At 38.4% G+C, this 19,298-nt stretch carries 19 protein-coding genes; 12 read left to right on the top strand and 7 right to left on the bottom strand.

All coding sequences use genetic code 11. From position 1 onward, the window contains the following. The 3 genes from LVD16_RS19675 to LVD16_RS19665 all read right to left on the bottom strand — a co-directional run bounded on the left by LVD16_RS19675 (position 1) and on the right by LVD16_RS19665 (position 2,822). Positions 1-234 carry a hypothetical protein gene (locus LVD16_RS19675; protein ID WP_233770000.1) on the bottom strand — a complete coding sequence of 78 codons (234 nt, stop codon included), beginning with the start codon at positions 232-234 and terminating at the stop codon, positions 1-3. Positions 235-536: 302 nt separating this feature from the next. Continuing rightward, positions 537-1,721 (bottom strand): aspartate aminotransferase family protein, encoded by a 1,185-nt coding sequence (locus tag LVD16_RS19670; protein WP_233769999.1) that lies wholly within the window; start codon positions 1,719-1,721, stop codon positions 537-539. Between the two features lie 63 nt (positions 1,722-1,784). Continuing rightward, entirely contained in the window at positions 1,785-2,822 is a 1,038-nt protein-coding gene (locus LVD16_RS19665) for an acyl-CoA dehydrogenase family protein (RefSeq protein ID WP_233769998.1), read from the bottom strand. Positions 2,823-3,002: 180 nt separating this feature from the next. Between LVD16_RS19665 and LVD16_RS19660 the strand changes: the two genes are divergently transcribed. Next, positions 3,003-4,745, top strand: a complete 1,743-nt coding sequence (locus LVD16_RS19660; RefSeq protein WP_233769997.1) for an arylsulfatase — start codon at positions 3,003-3,005, stop codon at positions 4,743-4,745. 16 nt (positions 4,746-4,761) lie between these two features. On the opposite strand, the gene LVD16_RS19655 is transcribed toward LVD16_RS19660, so the two are convergent. Next, complete coding sequence (locus tag LVD16_RS19655) at positions 4,762-5,307, bottom strand: hypothetical protein (protein ID WP_233769996.1); 546 nt, start codon at positions 5,305-5,307, stop codon at positions 4,762-4,764. After that, on the bottom strand, positions 5,300-5,785 hold the full coding sequence (locus tag LVD16_RS19650; RefSeq protein WP_255697683.1) for an RNA polymerase sigma factor: 486 nt from the start codon (positions 5,783-5,785) through the stop codon (positions 5,300-5,302). Before LVD16_RS19650 ends, LVD16_RS19655 begins: the two co-directional genes overlap by 8 nt. Before the next feature lie 202 nt (positions 5,786-5,987). Here LVD16_RS19650 and LVD16_RS19645 point away from each other — a divergent pair, with 202 nt between their 5' ends. The 4 genes from LVD16_RS19645 to LVD16_RS19630 all read left to right on the top strand — a co-directional run bounded on the left by LVD16_RS19645 (position 5,988) and on the right by LVD16_RS19630 (position 9,108). Next, a complete protein-coding gene (locus LVD16_RS19645) occupies positions 5,988-6,398 on the top strand; it encodes a DUF2141 domain-containing protein (protein WP_233769994.1) in 411 nt (136 codons plus the stop codon). Positions 6,399-6,500: 102 nt separating this feature from the next. Further along, positions 6,501-7,529, top strand: a complete 1,029-nt coding sequence (locus LVD16_RS19640; protein WP_233769993.1) for a sensor histidine kinase — start codon at positions 6,501-6,503, stop codon at positions 7,527-7,529. Beyond that, a complete protein-coding gene (locus LVD16_RS19635) occupies positions 7,526-8,290 on the top strand; it encodes a LytR/AlgR family response regulator transcription factor (RefSeq protein WP_233769992.1) in 765 nt (254 codons plus the stop codon). Before LVD16_RS19640 ends, LVD16_RS19635 begins: the two co-directional genes overlap by 4 nt. Positions 8,291-8,328: 38 nt before the next feature. Then, positions 8,329-9,108: a DUF3667 domain-containing protein gene (locus LVD16_RS19630; RefSeq protein ID WP_233769991.1), complete on the top strand. Its 780-nt coding sequence runs from the start codon at positions 8,329-8,331 to the stop codon at positions 9,106-9,108. Here LVD16_RS19630 and LVD16_RS19625 read toward each other — a convergent pair. Both LVD16_RS19625 and LVD16_RS19620 read right to left on the bottom strand, forming a co-directional pair. Further along, on the bottom strand, positions 9,089-9,691 hold the full coding sequence (locus LVD16_RS19625; protein ID WP_233769990.1) for a hypothetical protein: 603 nt from the start codon (positions 9,689-9,691) through the stop codon (positions 9,089-9,091). The genes LVD16_RS19630 and LVD16_RS19625 overlap by 20 nt on opposite strands. Then, positions 9,691-10,179 (bottom strand): RNA polymerase sigma factor, encoded by a 489-nt coding sequence (locus LVD16_RS19620; RefSeq protein WP_233769989.1) that lies wholly within the window; start codon positions 10,177-10,179, stop codon positions 9,691-9,693. The genes LVD16_RS19625 and LVD16_RS19620 overlap by 1 nt, the downstream gene beginning before the upstream one ends. Positions 10,180-10,321: 142 nt before the next feature. Between LVD16_RS19620 and LVD16_RS19615 the strand changes: the two genes are divergently transcribed. The 7 genes from LVD16_RS19615 (at position 10,322) to LVD16_RS19585 (ending at position 19,295) form a co-directional block, all read left to right on the top strand. Then, positions 10,322-10,798, top strand: a complete 477-nt coding sequence (locus tag LVD16_RS19615) for a hypothetical protein (protein WP_233769988.1) — start codon at positions 10,322-10,324, stop codon at positions 10,796-10,798. A gap of 119 nt (positions 10,799-10,917) precedes the next feature. Then, a complete protein-coding gene (locus tag LVD16_RS19610) occupies positions 10,918-11,163 on the top strand; it encodes a hypothetical protein (protein ID WP_233769987.1) in 246 nt (81 codons plus the stop codon). Positions 11,164-11,359: 196 nt separating this feature from the next. After that, positions 11,360-12,226, top strand: a complete 867-nt coding sequence (locus LVD16_RS19605) for a universal stress protein (RefSeq protein ID WP_233769986.1) — start codon at positions 11,360-11,362, stop codon at positions 12,224-12,226. A gap of 18 nt (positions 12,227-12,244) precedes the next feature. Beyond that, on the top strand, positions 12,245-13,372 hold the full coding sequence (locus LVD16_RS19600) for an AI-2E family transporter (RefSeq protein ID WP_233769985.1): 1,128 nt from the start codon (positions 12,245-12,247) through the stop codon (positions 13,370-13,372). Beyond that, positions 13,369-14,292, top strand: a complete 924-nt coding sequence (locus LVD16_RS19595) for a YihY/virulence factor BrkB family protein (protein ID WP_233769984.1) — start codon at positions 13,369-13,371, stop codon at positions 14,290-14,292. Before LVD16_RS19600 ends, LVD16_RS19595 begins: the two co-directional genes overlap by 4 nt. A gap of 2 nt (positions 14,293-14,294) precedes the next feature. Then, the gene (locus LVD16_RS19590) at positions 14,295-15,362 is read left to right on the top strand and encodes a DUF748 domain-containing protein (protein WP_233769983.1); all 1,068 of its coding nucleotides are present in this window, start codon (positions 14,295-14,297) and stop codon (positions 15,360-15,362) included. Between the two features lie 186 nt (positions 15,363-15,548). Beyond that, the gene (locus LVD16_RS19585; protein ID WP_233769982.1) at positions 15,549-19,295 is read left to right on the top strand and encodes a ShlB/FhaC/HecB family hemolysin secretion/activation protein; all 3,747 of its coding nucleotides are present in this window, start codon (positions 15,549-15,551) and stop codon (positions 19,293-19,295) included. The last annotated feature ends 3 nt before the right edge of the window (positions 19,296-19,298 follow it).

The raw sequence follows: 19,298 nt of genomic DNA, 5'->3' as shown, positions 1-19,298 counted from the left end.
TTAAAATCCTACAGCCGTTTCATGAAAGTTATTGGTGTGGAATTCTTCTAATATTGATTTGCTGGCTTCAAAGTCTATTTTAAGCCTGGAGGAAATCAATAACACTTGAGTGTAAAAGCTCAAAGGCATTCTATCTAATGAGGCCAAAAAATGATTCAGGTCAGCCTGATTGTGAATGGGCTCACTGTAAATTCCTTTTATTTCATTTAAATCTCTGAATGCACTGTTAGACATTTTCTTAATACTGTCTTAGGGTTCTCAAAATCAATAACGCGAAGAACATTATTGTAATCCATTTATAATAATGGTCATGTTCATTATCATGTATTAATTAAAGCGCATCACAACTAAAAATACAGTTATATGTCTGGTCTTAGGAGACCCTACACATAGATGAGAGCGCGAATATAGAAGATTATTTTAAATAAATCGATTTAGCAATAATTTATAATACTGTTATTGCAGTTATAGTTAGCTATGTAATTTTTAATAATTGATATGAGATTTTCGAAGAGATAGTCGCTCCTTAACTTATGTCATATTTGATCAAAGGCCTCTTTAATGATCTTACAACCCTTTTGGATATCTTCATACGAAATGTTGATAGGAGGGGCAATTCGGAAGCTGTTTGGTATGGATAAGAACCAGAAGGTGAGTACGCCTCTTTCCAAACAGTATTTCGCTATTTTAAACACATCTTCCTGAGTAGGGAAGTCTATGGCGAACATGAGTCCCTTACGTCTTATTTCTAATATTTTAGAATGCTGGAGCAGGCTTTCAATGAGTTGACCTTTCCTTTCTACTTCCTCAAGCATGTTTTCATTTTCTATGGCTTCAAGCACTGCCAGTGCAGATGCACAACATACAGGGTTTCCGCCAAAAGTGGTGATGTGCCCCAGCATAGGATCATGAGCTAGTGAATCCATCATTTCGTAAGAGGCAATGAATGTACCTATGGGCAATCCACCGCCCAAGCCCTTAGCACTGGTAATTACATCTGGAACCACATCATAATGCTCAAATCCGAATAGCTTGCCAGTACGGCCGATACCAGTTTGTATTTCATCAAAGATTAAAACTGTACCAGTTTCTGTACACTTGGCTCGCAGCGCTTTCATATACTCTTGTGATGGTATGCGCACCCCGGCATCCCCTTGTATGGTCTCCATGATAACGCAGGCAGTCTTTTCAGTAATGTTCTCAAGGTCAGCCATTACATTGAAATTGATGAACTTAACATCGGGCAATAGCGGTCTGAAAGCTCTCTTTTTAGTTTCATTACCTGATACACTTAAGGAGCCATGAGTACTGCCATGATAAGATCCTCTGAATGATATAATTTCAGATCTTCCAGTGTATCTTTTAGCTAGTTTAAGGGCACCTTCATTGGCCTCAGTGCCACTATTAGTAAAATAACAACAGTTGAGATTGGAAGGTAAAACGCTGGTAAGTTTGGCTGCCAGCAAATTGGATGCTGATTGTACAAACTCTCCATAAACCATTACATGCAAATGCTTATCTACTTGTTCTTTGATGCGTTTCACCACGTGCGGATGACGATGGCCAATGTTGCTAACGCCCACACCTGATATCATATCAAGGTATGAGGTGCCGTCTGGAGCATACATATAGCTGCCTTCAGCTCTTGCTATATCTAATAAAATAGGGAAGTGCGTAGTCTGAGCTAGCTTTTTGAGAAATACATCGTGGCTAAATTCCATGCCGCAAAAATAAGCCAAAGATGCTTGAGCGCAAGATGCTTACGCAAATATTGAAGCTTGATTTTACTGATAGGTTTTCATTAAGATATGCTGTGCAGCTGTGGTAAGATCTCTCCATATTTTATTGAAAGAACTGTTAGAAGCTGTGGCTGCCATACCTACCAGGTTAAATAGGGTAAATGACTGAATGTTGATGAAACTAATATATTGATCAATTACCTGATTCAGTTCGCTAAGCTGAGCAGCCAGGCTGTCACTATCAACCTTATCCCAGGCTTGTTTTACGCTACTTTCAAATTTTTCTGCGTGCTGACCATTTTCAATCTCTATCGAAGTCAATAATTTTTCCAAGGCCTCGTGTCTTTCAGGGGTAAATGTGCCACTGTGAAAGAAGTTATTGGCCTCATTAAGTAGGTGATTAAAGCAGCCAATCATTACAGATACTATGCAGGTGCGAGCAAATTCCATGAAAGGAAAATGGTAAATGTTATAACCATAGTCGTTGATTAATTCATCACTACTAAAGGTCATATGCTTATTTACCGAGCTGTCATTTACTATAATAGAATGAGAAAGTGTACTTTGCATGCCATATGCTTCCCAGTCATTTTCTATGCTCACTTGAGAAGGATCAAATGCGAAGGCTTTAATATCATCGGAGCCATTTAGTACGCAGTTGGCAGTGAATAAAGTGGCATAATGGCTTCCACTACAATATTTCCATTTACCAGAAACCTTAAACTCATCCCCAGAAAGTTTTGCTTCTCCACCCGGTACCCCACTACCTGCTATAACAAATTCAGGCTCAGCTACATATCTGCTAGCCACCTCCGGTTGAAGGAAGCCTGTGAAATAGCCACCTCCAGCTCCAATTTGCACTGCCCAGCCGAAGTCGCCATCTATATAAGCGCTAAGTTCAAGGATTTTTAATCCTTCAGGTAACGAGCACTCTAGTCCTCCTAATTGTGTGGGAATAAATATCTTAAATAGTTTATGATCATAAATCAAATCCAGAATAGCCTTAGGGAAGGAATCCGTGTAAGTGTTCTCACTAAAGGTTTGTCTAATAAGGTCTATGGTGGGCCTGGAAAAGTTTATCATGCAGCAATGATACTAAACCGTTTATGGATCAAGAAACAGTTTGAGGCTTTTAAATACCAGCTTGTATTAAATATGAAAAATTAGTAAGCTTACAGAGTTAAGCGTCCTTGTCCGTCTATCAGTCAGTCAGCGGTACTTAAATTCACATTTCATACTATTAATCATTAAATTCTTAATATTTTGAAAATCAGACCCCTTGAAAAATTACGCTCTTCTACTACGCTAAAACGATTTACTCTTTTGCTTTTTGTTTCATTTATTGGCGCAAGCTGCAACAGTCAGCTCCAATCTTCTAAGGTGGAGGAAGCAGATGAAGCAACTACAAGTACAAAAAAAGATAGACCCAACATAGTGGTGATCCTTGCTGATGACCTTGGTTATTCGGATTTGGGATGTTATGGAGGCGAGATTAATACACCTAACCTGGATAAACTGGCGGCCAATGGTATGCGCTTTACTCAGTTTTATAATACATCGAGATGTTGCCCTACCCGAGCATCTTTACTTACTGGCCTTTATTCTCACCAGGCAGGAATAGGTAGAATGACTATGGATACTGGCAAACCCGGTTATAGAGGTTTCCTGAAAGTAAATACTGTGACAGTAGCAGAGGTTTTGAAACAGGCAGGCTATAACACAGGAATGGTTGGTAAATGGCATGTGTCAGAAACTCCAAGTCTGGAGCATGATAAGCAACTGAAATGGTTAGCCCATCAGGAGAATTATGGGCCGTTTTCAGATACAGCGTCTTATCCTACAGCACGAGGTTTCGATAAATATTATGGAAACATCTGGGGTGTAGTTGATTATTTTGATCCTTTTAGCCTGGTGAATGGCAAGGAGCAGGTGATGGAGGTGCCAGAGGATTATTATCATACTGATGCTATTTCAGATTCTGCGGTGGCATATGTAGACCAATTTGCTAAGCAGGATGAGCCATTCTTCTTGTATGTAGCGCACTGTGCACCTCACTGGCCATTGCAGGCACGTCCTGAAGATATTGCTAAGTATAAAGACAAGTATAAAGATGGCTGGCAGGCATTAAGAAAAGCGAGATATAAGAGACAGCTTGAGTTGGGCCTTTTCGACGAAGAGCATGCCGAATTACCTGAGTGGATGTTCAAAGATAAGAATTGGGAAACCGATCCGGATCAGGAGTGGGATGCAAATGCTATGGCTGTGCATGCTGCCATGGTAGATAGGATGGATCAGGGCATCGGTAAGCTAATTGCTAAGCTTGAGGAATCTGGAGAAATGGACAATACCTTAATTCTTTTTATGTCTGACAATGGTGCTAGCTACGAAAGATCTTCTCAATACGGTCCTGGATTTGATCGTGCAGGAAGTACGCGTGATGGTAAAGAAGTTTACTTCCCTGTAAAGAAGAAGCACTTATCAGGTCCGCAAACGGTGAACTCGGCCATAGGGCCACAGTGGGCTCATTCTGTGAACGTTCCTTTTAGGTATTGGAAGTCTAAGGTGTTTGAAGGAGGCATTTGTACACCAATGATTGCTTACTGGCCAGATGTGATAAAAGATAAAAACTCAATAAATAAAGAAGTAGGGCATGTGGTAGATATCATGGCTACTTGCGTGGATCTGGCTGAGACCCAGTATCCTACCACCTATAAGGGTAAAGAGATTACTCCTGAGCAGGGACACTCGTTAGTGCCTATTTTCAAAACAGGAGAGCGACCAGATCCTGAATTTGTATTCTGGGAGCACTTTGGCAGTAAGGCCATTCGTCAGGGAGATTGGAAGCTGGTCCAGCTAGATGATAACTCACCATGGCAGCTTTATAATCTTGCTGAGGACAGAACGGAATTACATAACCTGGCTGATCAGCACCCAGACAGGGTGAAGGCCATGGAAGCTACATGGAAAGAAAAGGCCGATGACTACGATGTGTATCCTCGACCTTAACTAAAAGCATTCATCATTATTTCAGGTCCTCCAGAATTTGCTCTAAATGACTTATTCTGGAGGACCATTTTTTTTGTGATATTACCAGAGCCACCAGATTTATAATTACCAGGGCTAGGATCACCATGATTTTAGATCTATTCAAATCTAATCCTGAAGAAAAAGAAACAATGAATGCAGCCGCAAATAGCCCTGATACAATTAATGATGACTTCGATAACTTTCTTAACTGACGAAGTTTGTTCGCTATAAAATCTTTTAATCTATAGTCAGTTTCAATGTTAAGCGAAACAAGTGCTATAACGTGGTTGATGATAAATAGCCCCAGGGCAATTACAAAGGTAATATAGGCCCACGAAGGCTTTCTGTTGAGATCGAACCAGTCATCATAAACTATGGCCAAAATGGTAAATGAAATAAGCTCAATGGCAAACCTGAGGTTAACTCTATTGAAAACCTGATTCTTTTGCTTTGTGGCCATTTCGTGAATGGTGTCAAGGTCTTTAGCCGCAGAGCTTTCAGAGTTTTGCCATTCTGATTTGAAGTCTTCTATGCTAGTCATGATTTCTTGCAATTAATGTTTTAAGTTTTTCTTTTATTCTATTGATTTTGACTCCCACGTAATTATTGGTAATACCTATTACATCGGCTATTTCGTCATAATTATAGTCTTCCAGGTAGAGAGAAATAATGGCTCTATCAGTAAGTGAAAGTTGCTTTAGTGCCCAATACATGAGCTCTTCCTTCTCTGATTTGCCCTCTGAAGTGTGAGGATGAAACTTTTCAGGTATTTCATTTTCATACTCCAGGCTTACCTTCTTCTTTCTGAAAGTGGCCAGGGCGGTGTTTAAGGCTATGCGGTACATCCAGGTACTGATTTTAGCTTCTTGTCTGTACTCCGGAAAGGCTTTAACCAGCTGGTAAACAATGTCCTGAAATAAATCCTCCTGATCTTCCTTAGTGTCTCGGTACATCCGGCAGATCTTATAAATCAGGTTCTGGTTTTGTTCTATAATGTTTAAAAAAGCAGTTTTTGTCATAAAAATAGATGCTGCTCACGCAAGAGCAGTTTACAAATTATATCCTATAGGTTGCAGCTTTATGTCAGAAACTTACAGCTCCTGAAAAATTTATCTGGCTAAGTCTACAATTCGGTAGGCGAATACTACCATTCGGTAAATAGAAATTTAATTTATCCTGAATTATGGCCACCTTGGTATTGTCAATCAAAACAACGAAAGAATGAAATCAACATTATTAATTTTAGCTCTAATGGTAGCCATAGGTGCTAATGCTCAGAATACAGTGACTTTAAAAGTAGATGTGGCAGGAATAAAAGATAATAAAGGTCAGTTAATGGTGAGCCTTTTTAATAACTCTACTGATTATTTAAAAAAGGCTTATAAAGTTGAAAAGCTGGATTTATCAAGTGGAATCAAAACCATAGAATTTACCGACTTAGAGCCCGGAGAATATGCCGTGGCAGTAGTTCATGATGAAAATATGAATAACACGCTGGATTTTGGAGATATGGGGCCAATAGAAAAGTATGGTTTCTCTAATAATGCTCCCAGCTTGTATGGACCCGCTGAGTATAGTCAAACAAAAGTAGACCTTCAGGAAGATAAATCTATCTCTATTACTGTTCAGTAAAATATTGATAATCAAGTAGCAGCGCCCTTCAACTTTTGAAATAAAAATTGAAGGGCGCTGCTGTTTTCATTACATCTTTATAAATATTATATAAATTTCAGGATGGCTAATCAAGTGTTCACAAAAGAAAAGGTCCTAAAGGAGATCAAAGAGTTCATCATTATCATTGCTCTGGGCATTGTGAATGGCTTTATGGTATGTCTGGATTGTATGACAGACCCTGATAAGCTTTTTGATTCGATCATCATTTGCAGTCTTTTCTGGATTTTAGGATACAAAGGAAATTTTTATGTAAGTGCATTAGTGGATAGGCAGTTTTCATGGCTTAAAGAGCCAGGGAAAAGGTTGGCCTTTGGGGTTTTAGGTCATACAATATTCACTACACTTGCCGCTTGGTTTTTAATTTATTTCCTGGAAAAGTCATTAGGCTTTACCTGGGGTAATGCTTCTGATACTGTTATTTACGCTATTTTCATTTCTTTACTGGTCAGTTTGGTTTTGCATAGTCATAAGTTTCTTATTTCATGGCGTCAGCTGGCTATAGATTCTGAGCAGATGAAGAAGGAAGCTGCCGTTTCTAAATATGAATCGCTAAAGAACCAGGTGAACCCTCACTTTTTATTTAATAGTTTAAATGCGCTTACCAATCTTGTGTATGAAGATCAGGATATGGCGGCCAAGTTTATAAAGAAACTGTCTCAGGTATATCGTTATGTGTTAGAAACGAAAGATCAGGAGCTGGTGTCTCTCGAAACGGAACTCAAGTTTGTGGAATCTTATGTGTTTTTGCAAAAAATAAGATATGAAGAGGGCCTTGATTTTTCAATGAATATAGCCGCCAAGGATTATAAAATAGTACCACTATCAGTGCAGATGCTGGTTGAGAATGCCATAAAGCATAATATCATATCAGTAGATGAGCCGCTACACATAGAAATTTATCAGGAAGGAGAGATGCTGGTGGTTTCGAATAACCTTCAGAAGAAAAATATTATTAAGGAAGAGTCGTCAAAAACTGGGCTTCAGAATATCCAATCTCGCTATTTATTTGTTTCAGATAAAGCCGTAGAGATTGTAGGTGAGGGAGAAAGGTTTACAGTGAAACTACCGCTCTTAAAAATCAATGCATGAGAGTATTAATAATTGAGGATGAAAGACCGGCAGCGGCCCGATTGGAAAAGCTGCTTTTAGAATATAGTGCGTCAGCTATTGTGCTGGATAAGATAGATTCGGTTAAAAATGCAATAAACTGGTTTCATAGCGCTGTGGATAAGCCAGAATTGATTTTCATGGATATTCAGCTTGCTGATGGTATTAGCTTTGAAATATTTGAGCATGTGGAAGTGCCTGCTCCGGTAATCTTCACCACGGCCTTTGATGAGTATGCTCTAAAGGCATTTAAGGTGAACAGTATCGATTATTTGCTGAAACCGATAGATGAGGAAGAGCTTGCTGATGCTATTGATAAATGGAAGAATTTAGTAGACAGTAAAGTGGATGAGCATAAAGCGCTTGATCAGATTAGCTCAGCCATGAATATGCTCACTAATAAACATAAAAGCCGCTTTATAGTGAAAGTTGGCGAGCATATCAAGTCAATAGCCACTGGCGATATATTGTATTTTTTTAGTAGAGACAAGGCCAGTTATTGCCATACCCGAGAGGGTAAAAACTACATTTTGGATCACCCTTTAGAGAAGCTTGAGGGCATGCTGGACCCACAGATGTTTTTCCGAATAAACAGGAAATATATCATTTCGCATGAATCTTTTACTGACATTATCAGCTATTCTAACAGCCGCTTGCGAATAGTTCTCCAAGGTATTGATGATGAAGACGTTATAGTGAGTAGGGATAGGGTGAATGATTTTAAAGTTTGGCTGGACACATGATGTAAAGTCCCTTATATTTGAGGTTTTAAAGATCAACTATGCCTAACTGTATTAACTGCTCTCACGAAATTACTGGTAACTACTGTTCTAACTGTGCTCAGCCTTTAGTGAAAAAGCGCCTCACCTGGAGTGTTTTTTTAGAGGAATTCAATCAGCGCTTTTTAGGTGTAGATAGTAAGTTTTCTAATACGGTGGTTGGGCTTACTTTAAACCCTGGTAAAGTAGTTAAGTCATACATAGAGGGCAATAGAGTAAAATACCTTGGGCCTGTAGGTTATATGTTCATCATGTTGACCATATTTCTGTTGCTGGCTAGTATTTTAAATGTAGATCTTTCTGAGCTAAGTCAAGATATGAATAGTTCTATGGTTTCTCCAGAAGGTGATGCGGGCAATGTTCAGGGTTTTCATAAGAAGGTGATGGAATACTATAGAGTTTTAACCTTTATAATGGTTCCTTTCTTTCTATTGGGAACCTACCTGGTTTTCAGAAAGAAAGGCTATAATTTCGTAGAAACGGGAGTGTTTGTCTTTTTTGTGCAAGGCCACCTAATGTTCTTTAATATTATCCAGCTGTTTGCATTTAAGTTCTTTCACTGGACTTCGTCCGTGCTCATGATGGCATTAAGCGTTATCTACGTAGCTTTTGCTGCATCCACATTCTATGATGGAAATAAAGTAGCCAATGCTGTAAAAGGTATTCTAACTTATATTATTGGCTTTATATTCTTTTTTATCGCTATCATAATTGGTGTATTCATAATCATGGCCCTTTTTCCTTCAATATTTGAAGGTTATATCAATGTTCCGCCTGCTTAAGCTGGCTAAGGTGAAGCTTGATATCTTCTAAAGTCTTCTTGTACATCAATCGGATTAAAGTGATAACTAGTAGATAAGAAGCAAAGAATACCACCGGTGCTACTGCAAGCTTCCAAGTGAGTAGTTCTTTGCTAAATAGCGATTGATGCTTGTAGTAGTTGAGCTGAATCAGATAGGAGAGGTAAAGGATTGTGCTTATTGTTGGTACAGCCACTTTATAAAGTTTAATATACATTGTAAGTCTGTTCAGTGACTTGCTCAGCGCAGATCGAATCCCTTGATCTTCAAAGTTGAGATGATTTAAGGACCTGTACTTTATTTTGTAATGAATCAGTAGTGTGCAGGCTATACTTACCATGCCGCAGCTAATCCATAATAGATTCTCCAGGCCTAAAGCATAGCTTATTGCAATGAATGCCACGGTGGTTAGCATCATGAAAATGGCGTCCATGAGCATGTTCGTATTCAGCTTTTTCATGGAACGTTTAGTTCGCATTTCAAAAATGCTTTCCAGCTCTGCTTTGCTGTATTTCGCATGCTGAGTTTTTTCATTCCAGTCTTTTTTGAGATTTTCAAGTGTCATTACAGCTGGTTTAAAATGTCTTTCAATTGCTTCTTTATTCTGTTGATTTTTACACCAACGTTACTTTCAGAAATCTCCATGATCTCTGCTATTTCTTTGTAAGATTTCTCATCCAGATAAAGTATTATTAAGGCCTTATTAGTCTTAGAAAGTGATTCAATGGCCAGGTTAAGATTTTCGTATTGATAGGGATCATGTTCTTCACTTTCATTCTTTACATGCAATACCGTATCCTGTACTTCTTGTCTGAATTTCTTCTTTTTATAAATGGAGATGGCAGTATATAAACTCACTCTATACATCCATGTGGTGATTTTAGCATCACCTTTAAAGCGAGTATACCCTTTCCATAGTTGCAGCATGATCTCTTGAAATAAATCATTGTGATCTTCACTACAGCGCGTGTACATACTACACACTTTGTGAATGATGTTTTGATTTTCATCTAGAATGTCAAGAAATTGTTGCTCAGTTAGTTTCAAGTTCAAGTATCAGCTATTCTATATACTGGTATGTTTAGTGTGAGAATTCTTACAGCTCCTCTGCTATTTAGTTGATTTTTCTTTTTCGTAGCTGCTATAATTAAAGATTTATTTAGTAATTTTCGTAATTACCTAAACATGAAATTTAATGAATAAGGTGGCAATCACATTAGTATGGGGCTTACTATTTATCGGGTTTGCGGCATTGGGGCAGGTGGAAGATAAAGGTAGCGATGGCGTATTATATTATCAGGGAAAGCTAGGTAATAAGGAACCTCTTGAGTTTAACTTAAGGATAGATAAGAAAGAGGTGATAGGATCTTATATACTTAAAAACCAAGGTAAGTTTTATACCTATAAAGGAAGATTAAATCAGGAGCATACCGCTATAGGCATTGTTATTTATGATGAAAACCAAGACTATGTAGCTACTGCTGAAGCTAAATTAGTGAGTCTTGAAGATGATTTTGCTAAAGAAATTCATGGTGTATGGAAATCGGCAGATGGTTTCAAAGTGCTCAAGTTAGATTTGAAAAAAGTAGCTGAATTAGCTGATTTGCCTGCTTTATTGCCATGTTCTGATGAAGAGCGTATAAGTATGGAGAGACCTCTTCAGGGAGAATAATGTTGCTACATTGACTTATAACATGAAAAAAAATTGATTTACATTGAAAAAAGTTCCACTTTCATGTAACATTTAAATCAGAATATCAGTCTGTACATTAAAACAACCCCTTACAAAACATGTTAAACCTTAAGCAAATATCTTTAGAGAGAGTTATAGTTTGTACTCTGGCGAGCCTGTTTATTATGGTGTCGTGCTTCTGCTGGGTTAAAATTTTTGTATCAGAGTCTACGGAAGTTTTGGCTTCTAACAAGACTGAAATTACGCTTCCTCAAGCTCCTGATAATAATGAAGTAAAAGAAGATTTAGTGATTTTTACTAACTCTGCCATGCTTGTGTTTGTAAAGCACCTTCCCTTCAAATAAGTATTATCCCGTTTCCAGTTTCAGATGTAGTTAGTGTTAAAATTTCTTCTACTTTATTGTGGAATTAATTACACGAATTTATTGCAAATCATTTCTATTTGATAGGCAAAATCTGTTTATTTATCATCTTAGGACCACTGTGTAATTTTGGTTCGATTTTTTCTAAGATTTTAATTAATTAAACTACAACATCACTATGAAACGAATTCTTGTGCCCTCTGATTTAAGCGATATTTCTGAAAACGCTTTGAAAATGGCGTCAGATATTGCAGATATCACTAAAGCCGAAATCTATTTAGTAAACTTTACAGATCATCCTTACGGTGAGTCATTTACCGCTACAGGTGAGTTGGATAAAAAATATAGTGATGAAGAAAATCTCTTCACTATTCAGCTGGTAAAGAAGAACTTCAGCGGCTTAAAACAGCTAGCTAGTAAGTATGGCTACGGAAGCGAAGAAAGAGTGGTAAACTTTGAAGTTTACGGCGAAGAGCTGAAGGACGGTATCGATGAGTATGTAAAGAAAAACTCTATTGATCTTATTGTTATGGGTACTAGCGGAGAGGAGTCTGTAGATGAATTCTTCTCTGGAAACCATGCTGAGCAGGTAATAGAAAGAGCCAGCTGCCCTGTGATCACCCTAAAAGATAAATATACAAAGCCATCTTTTGGCAATATCGTTTTAGGTATTGACACTGAAAAAGATCGTCATGATAACTTCACTCAGGCTGCAGCTTATCTAAAAGATTTAGTCGAGAGTTTTGGTGCTGAGCTGCATATTGTTCATGTGACCAAGTCTATCAATGACAAAATCGATATTGAAAAGAAACTTTCTGCTTTCACTACAAAGCACAACATATTAAGCAACTCCATTACGGTGGTAGAAGCTCCTAATGTGGAGAAAGGTCTTATCAATTTTGCTCATGAAAAATCAGCTTCACTTTTGGCTGTACTTACACATGCAGAAGATAGCTTCTTCAGAGTATTTTCTCATAGCCTGGCAGAAGAGTTGAGCATGGATTCTGATGTGCCAGTATTGACAATCAACTTACATAATATTTAATTAAACATAACTTTCGGGGTGGCTAAAACAGATGAAATGGAAGCCAATATGAGCTTTTCCATTAAGCAGGTGTACTATGTTCTTATTTCTTTCTTTGGAGTAGTACTTATATTATTCTTTGGTAGAACGGTGATAGTGCCATTAGCTTTTGCACTGCTCATCTCATTTATACTTTATCCCGTTAGTAGATTTATTGAGTCCAAAGGAGTGGCCCGGATGTGGTCCATCCTTTGGACTATGTTATCTGTAGCGATACTTCTCATGGGAATTATATTCCTTTTTAGCTCGCAGATAGTAAAAATAGTTCAGGAATTTGATGATTTTCGGAATCGAATTCATGAAATACTGGCTACTGTAACCACCTTTGTTAATCAAAAAATACCCATTCTCCCTGAAGTAAAAGAGGAGGATTTGATGCAGATGAGTAAGGAGTGGTTCTCCAGCAAATCTGACGGATTGGTTAAGTCAACTCTTAATGGTACCACTGCATTTATCACTGGCCTTGTACTTACCATTATTTACACATTTTTGATTCTCCTATACAGACATGGTTTAAAGTGTGCTTTTGTGAATTTTGCTGCTGAGGATAAGCGAGAATCATATGCGCACATGATCAATGATATGCAGAGAGTAGGGCAGAAGTACCTAACAGGAATGTTTACGCTGATCTTAATTTTGGGTGTGCTGAATAGTATAGGTTTGCTTGCTTTGGGTATTGACTATGCTATATTCTTCGGTTTTTTGGCTGCATTCTTAGCCATAATTCCTTATGTGGGCACCATGACCGGTGGCGCTATACCTACTATATATGCATTTATGACATATGACTCCATCTGGTATCCTCTGGGTGTGATTCTTATCTTCTGGTTTGTTCAAATTTTAGAAGGCAACTTCCTGAGCCCTAAAATTGTAGGCGGTAATCTAAACCTTAACGCTTTGGTGGCCATTCTTGCGTTAATCGCTGGTGGTCTTATCTGGGGTATCCCAGGTATGATTTTGTTCTTACCCTATACGGCAGTGCTGAAGGTGGCTTGTGAACATTATAAAGAATTAAAACCTGTGAGCTACGTGCTTAGAGACGACCTTTATAACAATGAGCGATCTGGCAAGTTAAAGAAGAAGGTGAACAAAATATTTAAAAAGTGAATTTGAAAAAGCTGGGCATGGATTACTGGAAAGTTATTAAGCATACCGTAAAGGAGTTTATCGCAGATGACCCTATGAGCTATAGTTCATCCATAGCTTTTTACACCATATTTTCATTACCTGCTATCCTCATTATCACCGTTTCTATTGCAGGATCGGCCTATGAAGACCAGGTAGTAAGAACCAACCTCATCAATGAAATTTCTAATCTATTTGGCCAGTCAAGCGCGGAGACCATAGATAAGATCATGGCCAACGCGAATGGTCTGGGAGATTCGTTGATAGCAAAAATTGTAGGTATAGGTACTTTGATTTTCAGTGCTACCACCGTATTTGTGTCTCTTCAAAACGGCCTTAACTGCGTTTGGGGCATTAAACCGAAACCAGAAAAAGGCATTATTAAATTTATAGTTAACAGACTGCTTTCATTAGCTATGATCATCAGTATCGGATTTTTATTGCTGGTTTCACTAGTGGTAGATACTTTGATTGTAGTCTTCAATAATATATTAACAGAACTCTTCAGCGGGGCCACCTACTATATCATTTCAGGTGTGAATATTATCTTCTCACTGGCGGTGATCACTTTGGTGTTTGCCATGATCTTTAAGGTATTGCCTGACGCCAAGATAGAATGGCGTGATGTGTGGGTAGGTGCATTTGTCACCACTTTGCTCTTTACTTTGGGTAAATATCTAATCGGGTTTTACTTAGGTAACAGCTCTGTAAGTACCGCTTATGGTGCCGCAGGATCATTAGTGCTGTTATTAGTTTGGGTATATTATTCTTCAGTAATTCTTCTTTTTGGAGCTGAGTTTACTTACGTCTACTCGCGGGAAATAGGCCACAAAATACGGCCGGATAAGGACGCAGTGATTGTGAAAACTATTGAGCAGGAAGATGGTACAGTAAACACGTAATTATGAAAAAGTCATTCAAAATAATATTAATCATTTTGGCCATTCTTATAGGGGTAAGAATATATCTTCCTTTCTGGGTGACGGATTATGTAAACAAGGTTTTGGATGATATACCTGGTTACAAAGGTTCTATCGAAGATGTAGATATTCATTTATACAGAGGCGCTTATCAGATTAAAAAGCTGAAGTTAGAAAAGACAGGAGAAGAGATTCCAGTGCCATTTTTAGATATCGATATGATAGACTTAAGTGTGCAGTGGGGAGCCCTTTTTAAAGGTAAAATAGTAGGTGAGCTGGAGTTAGTGAACCCACAAGTAAACTTTGTGGTGGCAGTAGCAGATAGCAGCCAGGCAGAGCAAACCGGTACGGAAACAGATTGGACTGAACCTATAAAACAATTAATGCCTCTACAGGTAAACCGATTTGAAGTGGTTAATGGCCAGTTGGTTTATAGAGATTTCTCAAGTAAGCCAGAAGTAAATATTTCAATTGATAGCTTACATCTTTTAGCTACAAATCTGGGCAATGCAGACCATGAAGAAGGAAAGTTGCCAAGTACTATCACTGCATCCGGTACCTCTATAGGTGGAGGTGTTTTAAGAGTGGATGTTAAGGCTAACCTATTAAAGCAAATTCCGGATTTTGATTTAACTGCTAAGCTTGAGGGCGTTAATATGCCTGCTTTAAATGATTTTGCAGAGGCTTATGCTAAGCTGGATTTTGAAAAAGGAACCTTTAACCTCTACAGTGAAATGGCCGTGTCAGATGGTCTATTGGAAGGTTATGTGAAGCCTGTGATGAATGATCTTAAAATAGTAGATTTCTCTGAAGATAAGAAGAAGCCTTTAAAGCTATTGTGGGAGAGTTTTGCAGGGTTGGTAGTGGATATATTTGAGAATCATCCTCATGATCAGTTTGCTACCAAAATACCTATGAAAGGCGACCTGAATAATCCTAAAACTAAAATTTGGCCTACAATCGGTAATATTTTCAAGAATGCGTTCATTCAAGCTTTCCAGAAGAAGACTGATGATTCTGTTTCTTTCGAAGATGTGAAAGAGAAGAAGTAATTTCTCTACCTGCAAGGTGTAGACTCATTTCCACACCTTGTATTTCCCAATTTCCCCTATTTTCCTCTTAAAAGACTAATGGTACGATACTAAAAATTGCCATTACTTTATTTAAAGTATCTTTTAATAATACTTACCCTGTTCGACATGGTATTTGCATTACCGGTAATAAATTAACAATACCGCATGTCGAAACAATACTTAACGAAATACCTATCTTACTTAGCCCTTTTAGTTTTTGTACTCACTTCTTGCAATACTATAAAACCTTATTACGGAAAACATTATCGCGATTGGTCAGGTAAGCAACAGCCTGATGCTGAGATAACACACACTGTGTATCTTATTGGTGACGGTGGTGATGTACCCACCGATAAAATGAATCCACTTCTTACGCTGCTTAAGAAGAACCTGGCAAATGAGAAGGACTCTGCAAGTTCAGTAATCTTTTTAGGTGATAACATATATGAACGTGGCTTGCCAGAAGAATCTGCTTACAACAGAGAGGAGAAGGAAGATATCATTAAAATGCAGATGGATGTTACTGAGGGTTATGGTGGTAGGATCATTTTCGTGCCTGGCAACCATGATTGGGATAAAAGTGGATCAGAAGGCCTTGAAAGAGTAAACCGACAGGAAGAATATGTTGAAGAATATCTAAAAGAACACCATCAAAATGTGTTCTTACCAGATAACGGATGCGCAGGCCCGGTAGAGGTGCCAGTGGGAGATGATCTGGTAATTATTGTGGTGGATACCGAATGGTGGTTAAGAAAATTTGACAAGCCAAGAGCCCCGGAAAATGGGTGTCAGGTAGAAGATAAGCTGGATTTTATCATTCAGCTTGAAGATATGATCAGAAGAAATGACGGCAAGCACGTGGTGTTGGCAGCTCATCACCCTGTAATCAGTAATGGTAATCATGGTGGGCATTATAACCTGATGGATAATATATTTCCACTAAGACTAGTGAGAGATTATTTGTATTTTCCTTTGCCGGTAATAGGTTCTATTTATCCTATTTTAAGAAAATCAGGAGCCAGCCCTCAGGATATTCCGAACTCTGATTTCCAAGAATATAAAAAGGCTGTGATGTCAATCATTGAGCAGCGAGAGAACGTTGTTTATGCGTCAGGTCATGATCATAACCTTCAGATGCATAAAAGTGGCTTAATGCACGAGATCATTAGTGGTGCAGCTTCTAAATCGAACTATGCTGCAAGAGGTTTCGGAGCTGCATACGTACAACAAACCCCCGGTTTTGCGAAGATCACTTACTATAAAAATGGCCAGGCTTGGGTAGATTTTTATACCGCAGATGAGCAGAACCCTGAAGGTGAGCTCACCTTTAGAAGTTCCTTATACGCCCTTAATCCTGAAGAAACAGAATCTGCCAAGGATGAAGAAGTACCAGATTACAGAGATAGTACCAGGACTATGGCCGCCAACACCAGCTATGATATGAGCAAGTTTGGTCGTTTCTTCTTGGGAGATCATTATAGGAAAGAATGGACTACTCCGGTAACTATTCCATATATCGATATCAAAACATATAAAGGAGGCTTAAAGCCTGTTAAAAAAGGAGGAGGAAAGCAGACTATCTCTATTCGCTTTATGAGTGAAGATAGCATTCAATATAACCTGAGATCAATTGATAAATTTCCTTCTGGAGCTATACCTGAGGTTTTTCAGGATACCTGGGTGAATGATTTGGTAAAAGATCAGATTAGTACAGCGCATCCTTATGGAGCATTAGCTGTGCCAGATATGGCTGAGGCTGTGGGCATATATCACACAAGCCCTAAGGTATTTTATACACCATATACACCGTATTTAGGTCCTTATATCAATGATTTTGGTGGTAGAATGGGGCTTATGGAAATCAGGCCAGATGAAGACTTAAGTGCTTATAAAAGATTTGGATACTCAAAAAATATAGTAAGCACAGAAACGCTGTTTGAACACCTGGAAGAGGATAATGACAATGAGATAGATGACCAGATGTATCTAAAATCTCGCTTGTTTGATATGCTGATTGGTGACTGGGATCGTCATGATGACCAATGGAGATGGGCTGAATATGACAAAGAAGGAAAAGGGTCAATTTACAGACCAGTACCACGAGATAGAGATCAGGTTTTTGTGCTATATGATGGAGTTATTCCCTGGATTTTAAGTAGAAAATGGGCCTTTAGGAATTTTAGCAATTTCGATTATGAAATATCTGATGTGCTAGGTATTAATTTTTCTGCCAGAAACCTGGATCACGCTGTGCTTAGTGAGCTTTCAAGAGAAGACTGGCTAAAGACCGTGAGTGATATTCAGAGTGAGCTTACTAATGAGGTGATTGATAAGGCGGTGAAAGAACTTCCGGAGGAGGTTTACCCGATTTCTGGGCCTGAGATTGCAGCTAAACTTAAATCTAGAAGAGATAAGTTGAAGGAATATGCTGAAGAGTATTATGACTATCTGGCTGAGGAGGTGAACGTAGTGGGTAGCAATAAGCATGAATACTTTAAAGTACAAAGGCTGAACGATGACGAAACACTAGTGGAGGTATTTAAGACTTTTAAAGATGGTGAGGTAGATAAGAAAATTTATTCAAGAAACTTTAAGACTAAAGAAACAGAAGAGATTAGACTTTTCGGTAGAGATGGCGAAGATAAATTCGAAATCACTGGTGATGTAAAAAAAGGCATAAAGATTAGAGTAGTTGGGGGTAAAGAGAAAGAAGACGAGTTTATAGATGAATCTCATGTGGCAGGACCAGGTAGGATGACCATCTTTTATGACAAAGACGATAATGAGAAGAACATGAAAGGTGGTAGTGAAACACGCATCATTACATCTAAGCATGAATGGGTAAACTCTTATGAAAGAAACAGTTACACCTATGATTATACTGGTCCGAAGTTATTTATAGAATATAATGTTGATGATGGTATGTATCTCGGTGGCGGCGTGAAGATTACTCGCCATGGGTTTAGAAAAGATCCGTTCAAGACCAGCCATAGCATAGTAGCCAATTATGCCATCAACACCTCAGCTTTTAACTTTAGATATAATGGAGTTTTTAGTTCATTATTCGGGCATAAGTGGGATTTGACATTAGACGCAGAAGCCAATGGACCGAAGTATGTATTTAACTACTTTGGGCAAGGAAATGAAACCGAGAACGATAAGGATATTGATTTCTACAGAATACATTTGAACAGCATCAGAGTGAACCCATCAATAGTGAAGAGATTCAGCCCTGTGTTTAAGGCAGGTATTGGTCCTAATTATGAGTATCAGGATGTGGAAGAGAATGATGACAATATCTTATCTACCGAAATAGCTAATCAGGATGTAGTCACTTTAGAAGGAAAATCTTTTGGTGGGTTCAAGTTCTTTACAGAGACGGCACTGGCAGATCACCCTGTTAATCCTGAAAAAGGAATTAAGTGGAGGAATGAAATCAGTTATTACCATGAGCTAAATGGTGATTATGCTGAGTTTACTAAATACAGCACTGATTTATCAGTATACTTCACACCAAATTTACCTTTCAAATTAACCTTTGCATCCAGGGTAGGAGCGGCCACCAACGTGGGAGACTACTATTTCTACCATTCTAACTTTGTAGGTAATCTGGATAATCTACGAGGCTTTAGAAGAACCAGATTTGCGGGTAAAACCAGCTTTTACAATAATAATGAAGTAAGATTTAAGCTTTTCAACCTTCGAAACAACCTTCTTAATGGTAATGTGGGCCTTTTTGGTTTCTATGACCAGGCCAGGGTGTGGAGTAAGGACGGTAGCTCAGACAAAATGCACAGGGCTTATGGACCAGGTGTTTACCTTCATTTCTTTGAAATCTTCTTACTATCAGGGTCATACGGCATCTCTAAAGAAGATCAACTCGTAACATTTACCGCCGGATTTTTATTTTAATAA

The organism is Fulvivirga ligni (assembly GCF_021389935.1).
Lineage (GTDB): Bacteria > Bacteroidota > Bacteroidia > Cytophagales > Cyclobacteriaceae > Fulvivirga > Fulvivirga ligni.
Note: the sequence above shows the minus strand (reverse complement) of the source record. Positions and strands in the feature narration are given on the sequence as shown.

Bases quoted from the DNA above. Each gene is read 5' to 3' on its own strand.
- LVD16_RS19630 (WP_233769991.1), top strand. From the start codon at position 8,329: ATGCCTAACTGTATTAACTGCTCTCACGAAATTACTGGTAACTACTGT.
- LVD16_RS19585 (WP_233769982.1), top strand. From the start codon at position 15,549: ATGTCGAAACAATACTTAACGAAATACCTATCTTACTTAGCCCTTTTA.
- LVD16_RS19625 (WP_233769990.1), bottom strand. From the start codon at position 9,691: ATGACACTTGAAAATCTCAAAAAAGACTGGAATGAAAAAACTCAGCAT.
- LVD16_RS19665 (WP_233769998.1), bottom strand. From the start codon at position 2,822: ATGATAAACTTTTCCAGGCCCACCATAGACCTTATTAGACAAACCTTT.
- LVD16_RS19645 (WP_233769994.1), top strand. From the start codon at position 5,988: ATGAAATCAACATTATTAATTTTAGCTCTAATGGTAGCCATAGGTGCT.
- LVD16_RS19605 (WP_233769986.1), top strand. From the start codon at position 11,360: ATGAAACGAATTCTTGTGCCCTCTGATTTAAGCGATATTTCTGAAAAC.
- LVD16_RS19615 (WP_233769988.1), top strand. From the start codon at position 10,322: ATGAATAAGGTGGCAATCACATTAGTATGGGGCTTACTATTTATCGGG.
- LVD16_RS19590 (WP_233769983.1), top strand. From the start codon at position 14,295: ATGAAAAAGTCATTCAAAATAATATTAATCATTTTGGCCATTCTTATA.
- LVD16_RS19610 (WP_233769987.1), top strand. From the start codon at position 10,918: ATGTTAAACCTTAAGCAAATATCTTTAGAGAGAGTTATAGTTTGTACT.
- LVD16_RS19675 (WP_233770000.1), bottom strand. From the start codon at position 234: ATGTCTAACAGTGCATTCAGAGATTTAAATGAAATAAAAGGAATTTAC.
- LVD16_RS19650 (WP_255697683.1), bottom strand. From the start codon at position 5,785: ATGACAAAAACTGCTTTTTTAAACATTATAGAACAAAACCAGAACCTG.
- LVD16_RS19640 (WP_233769993.1), top strand. From the start codon at position 6,501: ATGGCTAATCAAGTGTTCACAAAAGAAAAGGTCCTAAAGGAGATCAAA.
- LVD16_RS19655 (WP_233769996.1), bottom strand. From the start codon at position 5,307: ATGACTAGCATAGAAGACTTCAAATCAGAATGGCAAAACTCTGAAAGC.
- LVD16_RS19635 (WP_233769992.1), top strand. From the start codon at position 7,526: ATGAGAGTATTAATAATTGAGGATGAAAGACCGGCAGCGGCCCGATTG.
- LVD16_RS19670 (WP_233769999.1), bottom strand. From the start codon at position 1,721: ATGGAATTTAGCCACGATGTATTTCTCAAAAAGCTAGCTCAGACTACG.